This window comes from Catalinimonas locisalis (assembly GCF_038039535.1).
GTDB lineage: Bacteria > Bacteroidota > Bacteroidia > Cytophagales > Cyclobacteriaceae > Catalinimonas.
Genome location: NZ_JBBPHP010000031.1, coordinates 63,272 through 78,169, shown reverse-complemented (window position 1 = coordinate 78,169; position 14,898 = coordinate 63,272). Strand labels below are relative to the sequence as shown.

Sequence of the window (14,898 nt, the reverse complement as noted above, 5' to 3'; positions counted from 1 at the left end):
TCATTGCTTTTGAAATCGCTTTCTTTTACATCAACTTTGGTTACGTTTGATCTTTCATACTTTGTGTAACACCACCGCGAAGGTTACTAAAACTAATACCTGTGGGTACAGACTGCGCACTGCTTCCTATCAGGGCAAACTCCCCATTCCTAGGCTCAAAGCCTCCGCTATTTTGCAAGTTTAAGCTTCCTCCCAGAGAAAGGTTATAGTGGTTGGTACTATGCGCATCCAGTGTAGCTGCATCAATAGTAAGATCATTCAATACTGTGAGGTTGGTACTCATCGTTTTGATGCCCCCACCACTGATTTCCAGATTTCTATACTGAGTAAGTGAAGCTGGTAAACTGTAGTCGCCTCCCCCTGCATACTCTACCGTACCATTATCAAAGAACGTGGTGCCCAAAGCATTATAAGCCGGCAGCTCTCCTGAATTTAGAGTCAACTTCCCACTACCAGTGAGTACGCCTAAATTATAAGCTGAGGCAGCATTAGTGATTTCCAACTGACCGTCTAGCTGCAAAGAAGCTACTGAAGAACTACTACCCACTGTGATGATATCTCCACTCTGAATTTCCACATCATTGTATTGGGTAGGAACAGCGGCACTCCCAATACCATCAGCTGCGGTATTCCAGCTTGTGGGTAGGTTCCAGTCGCCACTGGCTACGATGCTATAGAGTTTAGGGAAGAAAGCTCCTGCTTCGGCAGCAATCCATTCTGTTGCGGCATTTGTGATGGTAATATCTGTTGAGCCAAATCTATTGGCTGCCGCTGTTACAAAGCCATTGCTGGCTTCTGCGGTAATCGTGCTTCCTTCATATACCCAGGAAAGGTAATTGATCTCACTACCCTGTACATCAGCATCAGCATAGGTGAAGTCTAGAGCAGCCGTAAGACTGGAAATTCCATTCAAATTGAATGTGAAATAGCAGTCAATGGCACGCCCCGGCTCAAGCAGGGTAAAATTCCCGTTATTATTCCCTGTAACAGAACGCACTGCTACACTTCCACTGCCACTTATAGCTGTAGCATTTACTGCTACTGGAGTATAATTTCCACTAACCCCTAATGGAAAAATAAAATCGTAGCTATCGGCAGTTGTATTGCCCTGTTTGATCACTTCCGGCCCATCAGCAGTACCTGCCATAACAATCATACGGTTGAGGCCAAAAGCACCATTGATCGCTGAAGACGGCCCGAAGCTAAGGTCATCACTTACCAAAGTAATTGTTCCATCATTGCTCCAGTCCAGCGTACCATTGACGGTTAGCAGTGTATCCAATACTAGGGTTGTACCGCTGGCTTTCTCCAGTGTGACATCCTCCAGCACTAAACTATTACTTCCACCGATGGTCTGATTTACCAGGGTATTATCAAAAGAAATATTACTTGCATTAATAATGGGAGAAGTACTGCTGCTATTGTTAGTCAAATTACCTGATAAGGTGAGTGGCTTATTTTTAAGATCAAGGGTACCGGAGGATATGATGAGGTTACCTGTAACAATGAGGGCAGTGGTCTGGTAGGTTTCATCTATTATTGGGTCCAAGGAAAGTGCTGTACCATTAGCAATCACTACACTGTAGAAAGTCTCTGCTTCGCTACCTCCGGTAATTAAATCAACGAGTTGCGCACCTCCGCTATTGAAGGTTACCGTGGATGCACCGGGAAGAAATACGCTGTTATTTGCAGGGTTTCTACGCCAGTTTCCTCCCAGCGAAATATCATAATTACTGGCATCCAGTGTAGCCCCCGTCATAATGGATAAATCTCCATTAACAAAAATATCTCCTTCTAATGTTTTTATTCCGTTGGACTCCAATGTAAGATCATGATATGCATATGAACTCAGACTAGCTATAGTTTGAGCACTATTACTTCTATACCGAACCAAACTCCCCGCTTGCAGATCATAGGTACCAAAGCCCGCAGGAAAGGTATGGGTGCCTTCTACTCTAAGTTCTGACCCATTTGCCAATGTAAAAGTACTGCCTGCCAAGCCATTTATAGAAAAACCATTATCTTCTAATCGATTAGTTGTTGTAATAGCCAGGTCTCCACGAATGGTATAATCCGCACTCAAATAATAAACTCTGGTTCCGGAAATAATCAAGTGATGATATGCTGAAGGCTCAGTAGGCAGTGGAGCATTCTCCGAGTACTCATATTCTACAGTACCTCCACCAGCATTCACAAAACTATTGGATAAGACGGGTAGTGAAGGAGTTGCACCAACACTAAACTTCAAAGTACCAGTACCATTTACTGTCCCTATGGCATAATTTGAGGCGTTGGGTTCGTGGATTTCAAGGACAGCAGTATTTTCAATAGTTGTGTTGGCAGCGCTAACTGAAGTTGAGGATGGAATGATAACAGTATGCCCTGCCTGAATGATCACTGGATTTTCAGATGCCGGAACAATGCCCGCAATCGGAGTACCGGAAGGATCGGTAGACCAAGTAGTATTTACGTTCCAATCACCGCTGCTTCTGCTGTAATAGATAATTGGAGGTGAAAAATCATAGCCAGCGGTAAACGCAAATTGATCTAACACTTCATCCGTTGAAACTGAAATAACATTCGTACTTTCATCCACATGGGTATTTACGCCTGTCTGCCAGGCAGTACCATCATAATAAGCATCCACATAAGAAGTTTCTATACCTGCTACATCTGATTCATCATAAGTATAGTTGTGGGTTATCTCCGGGGCAGCTACGAAACCAGTAGTTTCTACGTTCCAATAATAGCTTAATGCCTTGCCTACCGGAGACAATGGATTGCGATTTGCGACCGGGTTTATTCTAATTACTCCGTCACCACTAGAAACATGATTGGTAAGTTCCAGGTTTGCGGGTGTGTATTCTGCAGCCGTACCCATTGGAAATAAGAAAGAAGTATTTCCTGTGTATACTTTTTCCATACCCAATGCAGCTTCCTGCCCATTAGTGATGATCATACGGCTGTGACCAAAGGCTGTAGGCGTAGATACTGTAGCGGTAGCCCCGAAGGAAAGTTGATTAGCTCCCAGGTTGAGAACTCCTTCAGTCAAACTTAAATCTCCGTTGACAGTCATCTGGCTGGCACTTAACCTTAGCCCGGCTGCATTGTTAATCATTAGGTTGTCAAATCCAAATGGATTGCCTCCAATTACCTGATTGACTGCTCCGTCAAAAGTGATAAGCTGTCCATTTTGCTCAAATGTACCCGCAGTATACGTCCAGTTGCCTTGTACCCTGATATCTGAAGCCAATTGCACACTGCCAGATCCATTGGTATGATTCACATTAACGCTACAAAAAGTAGGGGACCCGCTAATCGTTTGAGGAGAAGATTGTCCTGCTAAGCCTGAGCCATTAAAAGTAACAATACTGGGATCACCGGCCTCAAAGCTACCATTACTAATGGTAAAATTACCCCCCAGGTTCAGATCTATATCGTTATTGGTAGGGTTAGTGGCATTTGCCCGGTATAGTTTAAAAGTACCTCCCACCAGATTGATGGTTAAGTCATTGAGTACTGTTAAATCCTGCTCTCCACCGTTGGATGCTCCCACTCGCTCTGTAAAGGGATTACCCTCTCCAATCTCAAGATTCCAGAATGGAGCAGCCGAAGTGATGCCTACGTCAAAGTTGGTTACAGTACTGGAGTTTAATATTCTTACTGTTCCTCCACTAACGGTATGACTGATTCCACTATTGATTCTGATAGCTTTACCATCACTTCCTGAATTTCTTCTCACTACTTCCAGCAAACCTCCTGACATAGTAAAGCTACTGCCTGCACCAGTTTCTATACAAAAATCTGCTTCAAAATCATTATTGATACTTTCTGTGCTACTGCGGTTATTTGCCAGCCTGACGATGCCCCCTGATTGCGAATAACTTAAAGTTGCTGAAGCAGGGTTTGGCCTGATTTCACCTCCAACGGTAAGGGCTCCACCTTCCACATTGATTGTGGCTTTACCGGTGGTATAATAGATCGCGTTAAAATCTACCCCGCTGACGTCATCACCAATATTGATTGACCCTTCTGTCAGCCTCAATAGGCCGGCAAGAGAAAGATTAGAAGACGAGGAGGTGATTTCGGCAGTAGCTCCGGCATCATTAAGCCATAAGCCAGCGGTAGGAGGAATAAAAAACTGCCCTCCACCTGTGCTCAAAGTAAGAGTGTGAGGCGCGCTGAGTATAAGGGTCCCATTTAGCAATTCAAGGGCTTTATCAACTGTATTCGTGGGGGCGCTGAGACTAAAATTACTTGCCGTTATTTCTAAGGCACTGTTCCAGGAAGTTCCTTTATTCAGGGTAAGGCGATAAAAGTCGGTAGTGGAGCCCGATCCACTTACTGTAGCATCTTCAGTACCCTTAAAGGTAACATTACAATAATGATTGGCGGTACTGGCCATATCAAAAACCCCATTATTGGTGAGATTTCCAGCGAGGCTTAAAGCATGGGCACTCACGCCTCCACCATTGGTATGAAGAGTACCTTCATTGATAATATCTGCTCCAATAGCAATAGTCCTGGCTGTGCCGGAGCGTAATCTCAAAGTAGTACCAGATAAAGTACTTAAACTACCTGCTACGGTAAGATTGCCATTGGTTGTATTACTCACCAAAACCTCAGCGCTTCCCTCAATAGATAGATTTCCTTCTATATTAAAGTCAACTGAAGGTAAGGTAATCATTCCTGAGCCGGAGATAGTCAGGTTATGGAAAGATGAGGGCGAATTTAATATAGTATATGAACCGCTTCCACTGTATTCTACTGTACCGCCTGAAGCGCTCAAGAAGTCAGTATAGCTTCCAGCGGGAAAAGGCGTAGCATCTGTATCATTTGTATGGATACGTAGTGTACCTGTACCACTCACTGTACCAAAGTTATGTCCGCTGGTAGCATCAGCGAGTTCCAGTGTCCCCGTCTCCTGTATTTCTACACTGGGAGCATTGGTATTGCTATTTTCGACGGTAATGGTATTATTATTTCCAATGATTACCGGAGTGCTACTGCCTGGAATGGTCATGGCTACGGGGCCTCCTAATGAAGTAGTGGACCATGAGGACACGGTATTCCAGTTGCCATCGGCCCGACTATAGTAGGTGAGTAATGTACCGAATTCGGAAGGTTCTGCAGCCGTAAACTGTCCATTGATATAAGTTACATTATTGAAGCTGATCACATTATTGTTTTCATCTACCAGGGCTACATTGTTAAGGTTAGTCCAGGTAGTAGGAGAATAGCGGGCTGGTACATAGCCTGCCTCATTTCCTCTGCCATCAGCGTCCGACTGATCATAAGTAAAGCTCAGGTTTGCCGTTTCGGAGCCGAAACCGGTGCGGCTTACAATCCAGTAGTAATCCAGTGAGAAGTTGCCTGCATCGGTCGTAAAAGGATTTTCTGCATCTACCGGATTTACTGTAATAGAGCCTCCCGCTGTGGTATTGATCACCTGAATAGTGACAGGTGTATATTTATTATTTGATCCTACCGGCCAGGTGAAAGTTTCTGCTTCGCTATACGCCTTAACCACACCTGCGGCTCCGGCACCAGGGTTTACCTGTATCATATTGCTGCTGCTGAAAGTTCCTGCTACTGTAGCATTCACTCCTAAATTCAATGCATGATTATCAATATTCAAAACTCCATCGCTAAACATGAGGCTTCCGTTGATGGTTTGTGCAGCCGTAAAATTCGCTCCTCGGGTGTCATCCAGTTCCAGATTCTGAAAGATACCGTTTCCATTACCTCCAATCGTACGAGTGGTAGCACTAGCACTTAAGAGTATTTTACCGATCCCGGTATGGAGCGCAGAGTTGGTAACATTTCCTTGTACGGTAAGCGTATGCGCATTGTCCAAGAAAGTACCACTGTTTAGCGACAGAGTGCCACCCACTGTAAGAGTGGTATGGAGGGTGAGGGTCTGATCAGGATCAACTGCTATGGTAAATGACTTGGCTCCGTTACCTGACCACTCAGAACTTTGTGTAGTCTTAGAAAGACCATGATAAGCTACTGTATATGCATTATTTCCCTGCACATTTCCGGTCATGATACCAGCCATATCTGTTCCGTTACGCAATATGGTTGATCCTGAGGCCATGGTGAGATTACTTCCACTTACGAATGAGCTTCCTTCCAGAGTTAGGATATTTCTGACAGTCTCAGGGGAGGAAAGGGTTTTATTACCCGTACCTGAGATGATCAGGTTAGAAAACTGCGCTGTACCGGGCAGACTAACTGCTGCATCGCCATCTCCATCGTAAGTTACTGTACTCCCTACCCCAAGTGAGTAGCTGCTAAAGGGTGTAGCGTTTCCGGGAAAATGATGTGCCCCATTGTTGCTACCAATGATCAGGTGTCCGGCAGGGTTAATGGTCAATGCTCCTCCAAGCGCATTACGATTGAGCGTATTATCGTTGATATCAAAAGAGCCGGCAAAAAGAATCAGGTTACCGTTCATTTGTATGTCCTTACTTCCGCTTACCAGTTCTACCTGCCTGTTGGTTTCACTAGGATTATTTATAATAAATGAACCGTAAGTATGGCTGGTGGAAAGTAACAGGTCAAAGCCATCAACCGAACCACTCAGGGCTGACGTACCATTGCCAAAACGGAAAGTTCCGCTAAAGTTGGCTGCCGTAGGAGTGGTACCGGAAGGCAATCCACTGATGCGATTTCCACTATTAGGATCCCCCTGATCATTGACATTCAGCCCATAACCGGCGCCGCTTCCCTCATGGGGATTTATGATGGTAATCTGCCCGCTGCTAAAGTCCACGATTCCTCTTCTGAAGTAGCATACATTTTCATCAGCCGGAGTGTTTTGAGCACCACGAGGATTGATATTGAAATTACCCCCACTCATGATAAAACGGGCATTGGCATCATCCAGTTGGAAGCTACCATTCAGGTTAAAGGTACCTCCGCTTATCTCCAGGCTCTGAAATGCAGCGTTTCCAAAAGAAGGGTTATTATTACTGTTTCCTATTACAAAATCACTGTTGCCATCTCCTACATTAATAGCTCCTCCATTGAGTAACACGCGTGTCGGCTCAGAGGGATTACCTGCAAAGATAAAGCGGTTTGCTCCATTACTATCTCCTGTACCTACATTAAGCACTCCTCCGTTCATATGCAGTTCGGTACCATTATCCAGGGTAAGAGAGGCTGTGATATCACAAGTGCCTCCATTCATCAGAAATCGCGATCCTGAGGTATTTAACCTCAAATTGCCAATATTACCTCCTCCTACCTGCAAATACCCATCAGTATTGATTGTCAATACACTATTAGCTCCATCCATATCAAAAATGTTGCGGGTAGATGGTGCAGGTAATTCTGCCGCTAGATTAGGAGCTATGATTAGCCGGGCAGTATTCACCCCCCCTGTTCCATCGCCAATATTGACCGTACCATCTCCTCGGGTAGCATCTTCACCGGCATCATCATTGGTGATATTGAATGGATTGCGGTTAGCTAGCGAAGTTAAAGACGGGCTGCTAAGCATATTGAAAGTACCGGCATTGATTGTCAACACGCCTCCATCGTACACCTGCAAAAGATTACCATTGGTAATATCCGTGACACTTGCTCCGAGATTGATTACTCCGCCATTCATCAGCAGTTCACCGCGGATTTGTAGCCTTGTATCTGCTACCGAAGTGAGATCAGGTAAAATGTCAATGACTCCTCCTGAAATATTGACGCTAGCTCCGGCTTCTATATCCATACCACTGTAAAAAGTACAGCTTGCAGTGGGACTACTGTAGTTAAAGGAGCCGTTGATATCTACTCTTCCACTTACACCCGTTGTCCCGGTTTCTAAGGTACCACTACCATTAATCACTATATCTTGCAGATCTCCGAAGTTTCCGAACCTGGCGGTAGCATTATCATTGATTGTTAAAGTTCCTTCGTGAAAAAATACGCCTACATTTCCGCTGCTATTATCGGTACCTACTAAAAGCGTAGCATTATCTGAGAGGGTGATGTTAGAAACAGAACCTGCTGTATTTCTCTGAATCGCATCCGCTACAGTGATACTGGCTGAGCCGGAAACTGTAAAATTAGCTGTTTCCCCTGCTGCCTGCCGAAACCTCAGCCTTCCTCTTCCACTTGCAGTATTGCCTAGAGTAACCACACCCCCTTGAATATCCATCAAAGCGTTTTCAGCCTCCAGAATGATGGCATCAACATTAGCCTCATTAATACTGGTCATGACGTTCAGCGCTCCATCTACTATTGTATATGATGCATTGGCCCCTTCTATCTGAATGGATTCGGGATCACCTCCGGTGGTAAAATTCGGTGTTACTTCTACAGTACCGCTATTCTGGACAAATGAGCAATCTTCTCGGATAAATATTCTATTAAATACTTTGAGCTGGGTTGAACTCCCTGTTACAGTTAATGATGATCCGTTACCACTTATGCCATCCAGCATTAACTCACCAGTATTATTAATGCTACTGCCTATTGAGCAGCTAGCTCCATTTTCTATCTGTAAATTTGCACCTGCACTTAGGGTCAGATCATGAGAGTAGAGGGTAGTCGCATTGAGTGTAGAAGTACTGCCTCCAATCACAAGCGTTCCGTCTGTAGATGTAGTAGCAGTAGCCGGGTCACCATCTCCGATATTTAAAATACCTGTTCCGGATACGGTGATATTTCCATCTACAGTAATGTTGGTAACATTACCACTACCCACACCTCCGTGTCCACCATTAAATTGTCCGCCTGTTACAGTAATGCTTCCGTTGGTGAGGAACAAATTACCATCCCCAGCTCTGTTTACCACCATATTAAACTCGCCATCCAGAATAATGAAAGATACATCAGTATAGTTGTTATGGCTGTTATTTTGGTTATTGTATATACCTCCATTATTATGCACATAAGTGCCCTGAACGAAGTTTGATCTTCCTGCTTCTACAGAAGTAGTAAAAGCTAACGACTGATTCTCAATCTGATTATTTGGGTATGAACCGGTATTATTATAAGTAATACTATAGGTATCCCAAGTGCCTTCTCCTGAAATAATCTGATTGTCTGCCCCCGTAAAAGACACATTCACTATTCGGGAGGTACTGCTGCCCTCCAGATCAATTATTCCTCCGTTGCTGAGATTTCCCCGGATATTCAAAAAATGGTCCTCATTACGAGCAGTTCCACTCATTAAGGGAGAACCACTTCCTCCCTCCGTAGAAATAATGCTTCCATTAACTGCAATGACCACGTCTCCGGCAACTGTCAATGTATAACCGCTATTATTATTCAAACGATCTAAGTTTCCATTTGCCCCCCCATTGTAGTCGGAGAAAGGAAAGCGTAAAGTGCCTGCACCATCGGCTGTACCTATTGTAAGCGCGGCAATGACCGCATTATTCCCACTGTTTGCAAAAGCATTATAATCTACTGCATGGCCTGCCGCTATGATGACTATATCTGTGGCGTTTGAGCCGGGAACCTGCGAGGCTACAGCTCCTATATGATTATCTGTTGACCAGGTAGCAGGATTATTCCAGGCTCCATTCTGGCGACTGTAGTATGTAGTTTGTCCGAAAGCAAAAAAGGTAAGACAGCATAGAATAGCTGTTATCCAAAGCGCAGCGATCTGATTCTTCATGATTTCTTTTGATTTGCTCAATCAGAATCAGAAAAATAGGGCTAAATATGCTGCAAATGCCCGCAAGTCACTTTTTGGCTCAACTGGCCTCTACTTCTTCAATAATAGTTATATATTATTTCTCTGCTTAATGCTAAAAAAATGGCTTAGCTTTTCACTTCTGTAAAAAAAATTACCTTTCAAACTATTTGCGCTAGATATTTTGAAAAACTACTTTTTTAATTTTTACTGCACATGAAAAGCATAGGGAGGGGTAGTTAGGTAAATTGTACTAAGTCTCTACTTTTAAAAAAATTATTGTGTTTAAACATTTCCATCAATTCTTTTTAAAGCTTACGACAAAAGTGCAAAGCCAAAAAAAATGGATATTTGATATGTAAGAAATTTTATTGCTTCACCTAATTATTCCGCTCTCAGCACCAGTACCCAATCGCCTTCATCGGGAGGTGTGGCAAAAATAGAATTGGAGCGACTTTCAATTTCAGCATCCCTATAACTATCCTTTACCGGATTATACCACTGCCCTCGGTAATTAATATTCTGAGCATTTGTGATCTGTACTTCTGTCCTGAAGGGAATATAAGCCAGTATTGTACGATAATCATCGGTACGCAGTAGCGAAATATAGTGGTCAAACTGCTTGTCACCCGGCTGTTTTTGTAGTAAATCATGATCAGGCTTTAATTCCCACCAGTCAAATTGCTGTATGAATTTAGCCAGATAACCCATCTGCTGACTGCCCGGAAAGTCTATACTTTCTCTCCAGGTACTGGGGCTTTTCTCGCTTAGTGAACCATGATTCAATATCTTTTCTCCTTTACGTATCCATGGCCAGATGCCATTGGCTCCATAAGTAACTCCCGCCACTGGAGTGGCAAAGATGCTCCAGTAAGAAGCATTGCGTACATGGGTATCCGTAGTACGAAAATAAATTTCCTCATAGCAAGGCTCCATATTGATCAAAGGACGGGCAGGCAACTTATCCCAGTTTTTCTTCATCGGGCCTTTATTAATCCAGTCAATAGTTCCGGCGTTCACTCCATGGCTTGACTGATAACCCACAATATCCAGCCAGTCTTCATTTGCATAGGCCTCGCCAATCCAGGAGCGTCCCATAGGGTGTTGGGCTACTACACCCGGATGTTCATCACCGAATACGCCACGGCCAATGTTTTTCCACCTTTGTTCATACAGATGCGTATACCATCCATCTCCTCCCAGTATCCAGATGACATGGTGGGCACCATAACGGGCTACCATGTAACGAGCAAGCTTGACAGCTTCCTCCTGGGGTAAGGCATAGCCGGGGCTGAGTTCTTTGCCTTCTCCTTTAGGCAATGCCCATAGCAGTACCGGAGCAGCCACTAATCCGTGCTCATTGATCTTATCTATTTTTTGATCCAGGTGCTGAAAAAAGGAAGGGTTGATTTTGATTTTCCCCTGACCGCTGTAAGCCTTCTGAAGCTGGCTATTTACCTCTGACGCCCGCCATTGGGTAGTGACAAACTGTATTACACTATAGTTATGGGCTTTGCGGTGGGTCAGGTAATCTTCCCATTCTTTTTCGGTAGATTTCAGCGTACCATTCCAGGCAGTACAGGCCAGCCAGAAAAAGGGCGTGCCATTCGCGTAGCTCAGGTGGTAATCTCCTTCATTATGGATGATGTTACCTTGCTGATAGATAGCATGCTCCTTGGTATTTTTTTCACAAAGGAAGCTCCCTTCCTGAGCTGATAGTCCTAGGTTAGTCTCATCTGAGCAGGATGTTTGGTACTGCCATTCTCCAACCTCATCAGGCATAAAGCGGACCTTCCAGCTTTTCCCTCCATCCCAAAATCCGTTAATCTTATGTATCCTGCCCGAAGGGGCCGTAAATATTGTATAAAAGCTATCCAGCTCGTACAGCGGATTTTCATACTGCTTGTCACTTTCAAAAGTAAGTTCATGCTTCATCCACTGTTGTACCTGTGCCTGAGAAAAAGTAGTTGATCCTATCATGAGTATGAAGATGATTACAAATAGTTTTACGGAAGTTGAGGTTGTCATGAGTAGTTTAGGTATGTTTATAATATATCCATTTTCAGGATTTACTCCATTAGTTAAGCTCCGTTTTTACAATGGCTTCCCGGTCAATAGGTCCGTACAGATGTGCATACAGCTCGGGAGAGCCTCTCTCGGTGGTTTCATAGCGGATGTTACCGCTAACCTTCAATGGGTCAATATGAAGAATTACGTAAGCTTCCAAAGCCACACGTTTTTGCCTTCTCCATCTGGATAACTGTTGTTTATTCATCAAACGAATAAAATTATTTTCTTTCAAAGAAAGCGATTCAACAGCCACCTCTTTTTTCTCAATTCTCTCCCATTCGTCCAGGGGGAGCACATAATACAAAAAGCTTTCACCCCTAAAAATTACCTGCCTGGCAAATGATACAAAGGCCTGCAGGTTTGGCGTTACTTCCTGCAAAAAGAAATCGTGTTCTTTTACGCTATCTCTGACAGTAAGCACCGGATGTTGCTGCCAGCCCAGGTAGAATAGGGCTAGGCCGAGAAAGAATACAAACATTAGGGGCCAGGGATTATATAGATTGAGAAAAATAGCAATGAGGCTCAAAGGCGCCATGATACCTCCACTTACCAGCGGTAGCATAATTCTACGTTTACTGAAGTCCAAAGACTTAATATGGTGCCTCTCAAAGCTATTGACCGTACCGCGATGTATCACTACCAAACGCTGGCTGGTTAGTACGCACTTATTTTCCTTGTCTTCATCCTGTTGCAGGTAAGCAATCGCTATGTTCTCTTCAAAGTCTGCCATTCGAGAGTGGAAGATAGAATATATTCATGAATCCGTACTACTCCTTGACGGCAGAATCTCTGCTGTAGCTTTTGTACATTGACAGTATTTTTATCATATTCCGGGCTCAATCAATTATTTGCTAAAGATATGAACGATCAAAGTGGAAAAGCTACCCTTTGTGTACATGCCGGAAAAGAAAAAAGCATGAATACCGAAGGGGTTAATACACCTATCTTTACTTCATCTGCCATAGATTTTCTGGATCAGGATGAGATTCGTTATCCACGAAATTTTAATACCATCAATCAGAAAGTTGTAGCTGCTAAGATCGCCGCGCTGGAAGGTAGTGAAGCAGGACTTGTCTTTGGCTCCGGCATGGCTGCCATCAGCAATAGTATGCTGGCTCTTGTAAAGAGCGGTGAGCATGTGCTTTTCCAGACAGATCTTTACGGAGGTACTTATCAGATGGCGACAAAGATGCTTCCCCAGTTTGGCATCAGTTATAGTTTTGCCGAAGCAAATACGGAAGCGATGGCAGCAGCCATACGTCCTGAAACCAAAATGATTTATATTGAAACGCCTTCCAATCCACTCCTGAGGGTAACTGACATGAAGGCCGTGGCTGAGCTTGCCAAACATCACGGGCTGCTGACTATGATTGATAATACTTTTGCTTCTCCTATCAACCAGAATCCCATTAAATTTGGGATAGACATCGTAGCTCATAGCGGAAGCAAATATATGGGCGGTCACAGCGATCTGCTTTTTGGGGCTGTAGCTACTTCTCATGAATTGCGCAATATCATTAGCGAGAGTGGAAAAATTTTGGGCAGCAATGTGAATGCTACGACCTGCTCATTGATAGAACGAAGTCTCAAGACCTTATCCTTGCGAGTAAATCAGCAAAATAAAAATGCTCAGGCACTGGCTGAATATTTACAGCAGCACCCTAAAGTTCAGCAGGTCTACTATCCCGGCCTGAAGGAAAGCCCTGATTACCAGATTGCCAGCAGGCAGATGAGTGGTTTTGGGGGGATGCTTTCATTTGAGCCAGCTTTGCGTAGTGGTGCAGAAGCAGAGGCTTTGATCCGACGCTTTAAGGTAATAGCTCCGGCAGTGAGTTTGGGAGGCGTAGAAACGATTGTAAATATGCCCGCCCGTACTTCTCATTCTTTATTACCGCCCGATGAGAGGAAGAAGGCCGGAGTAAAAGATGTGCTGTTGAGACTATCCGTAGGAATAGAAGACGAGCAGGACCTCATCACAGACCTTGAGCAGGCACTTCAGCTGGCCGGAATCTACGCTACCTCCTAGGATATCGCTATGTCACGAAACTTATCCAGCACTTCCTGGTAAAGGTTTTCGTACATAGGCACGATTTGACTAACTTCAAATTCATTAGCTCTTGCCAATGCTCTTTTCTTGAAAGCATTCAATCTTTCTGCTGAAGAAAGTATATACACTGCCTTTTCTGTCATTCCTTCAATATCGCCTACGGGAAGGGCATAGCCGGTTTCTCCGTCGATATTTAATTCGGTAAGGCCACCCACATTAGTGGTAATTACCGGCACCTCGCAGGCCATAGCTTCCAGCACTGCCAGCCCAAAGCTTTCTTTCTCGGAAGGCATCAAGAAAAGATCGGCAACGGAGAGCACTTCTTCTATGGCTTCCAGTTTGCCCAGAAAACGAATATCATCGCAGGTACCTAGCTCACGGCAAAGCTTTTCTGCATTGGATCTTTCCGGTCCATCTCCTACCATCAATAGCTTGGCAGGAACCTGCTTACGAATTTTATCAAATACTTTCACTACATCTTCTACACGCTTCACCCTACGGAAGTTAGAGGCATGCACGATCATACATTCATTATTAGGGCAAATGGCTCGTTTGAAGTGATCCTTGCGCTGACGCTTAAAGCGTTCCAGGTCCACAAAGTTGGGGATTACCTTGATGTCTTTGGTAATATTGAAATAATCGTAGGTCTCGGACCTCAGGCTTTCAGAAACCGCTGTGATACCATCAGAAGCATTGATACTAAAAGTAACGACAGGAGCAAAAGAAGCATCTTTACCCACCAATGTAATATCGGTACCGTGCAGTGTGGTCACTACAGGAATGTGAATTCCTTCAGTAGCCAATATTTGTTTGGCCATAAAGGCTGCTGATGCATGAGGAATAGCGTAATGTACATGCAGTACGTCCAGTTTCTCATATTTTACCACTTCTACCATCTTGCTGGCCAATACTAACTCGTAAGGAGGATACTGAAAGAGGGGATACGTTCTCACATCTACCTGATGGTAAAATAAATTCTCATTAAAGAAGTCCAGGCGGGTAGGCTGTGAATAGGTGATAAAATGGACCTGATGGCCTTTTTTGGCCAGAGCTTTTCCCAGTTCGGTAGCCACTACGCCACTACCGCCAAAGGTAGGATAACAAACAATACCTATTTTCATCTAGTATAAAAAATGAA

General features: G+C 44.1%; 5 protein-coding genes. 1 reads left to right on the top strand and 4 read right to left on the bottom strand.

The features are described from left to right. Positions 1–40: 40 nt before the first annotated feature. The 3 genes from WJR50_RS25450 to WJR50_RS25440 form a co-directional block, all read right to left on the bottom strand. Positions 41–9,625, bottom strand: a complete 9,585-nt coding sequence (locus WJR50_RS25450) for a beta strand repeat-containing protein (RefSeq protein WP_341296123.1) — start codon at positions 9,623–9,625, stop codon at positions 41–43. Positions 9,626–10,027: 402 nt separating this feature from the next. After that, a complete protein-coding gene (locus WJR50_RS25445) occupies positions 10,028–11,671 on the bottom strand; it encodes a glycoside hydrolase family 140 protein (RefSeq protein ID WP_341296122.1) in 1,644 nt (547 codons plus the stop codon). A gap of 49 nt (positions 11,672–11,720) precedes the next feature. Continuing rightward, a complete protein-coding gene (locus WJR50_RS25440) occupies positions 11,721–12,443 on the bottom strand; it encodes a DUF952 domain-containing protein (protein WP_341296121.1) in 723 nt (240 codons plus the stop codon). A gap of 129 nt (positions 12,444–12,572) precedes the next feature. On the opposite strand from WJR50_RS25440, the gene WJR50_RS25435 reads away from it, so the two are divergent. Further along, positions 12,573–13,739, top strand: a complete 1,167-nt coding sequence (locus WJR50_RS25435; RefSeq protein WP_341296120.1) for a trans-sulfuration enzyme family protein — start codon at positions 12,573–12,575, stop codon at positions 13,737–13,739. Here WJR50_RS25435 and bshA read toward each other — a convergent pair. Continuing rightward, on the bottom strand, positions 13,736–14,881 hold the full coding sequence (gene bshA / locus WJR50_RS25430) for an N-acetyl-alpha-D-glucosaminyl L-malate synthase BshA (protein ID WP_341296119.1): 1,146 nt from the start codon (positions 14,879–14,881) through the stop codon (positions 13,736–13,738). The genes WJR50_RS25435 and bshA overlap by 4 nt on opposite strands. Positions 14,882–14,898 lie beyond the last annotated feature (17 nt).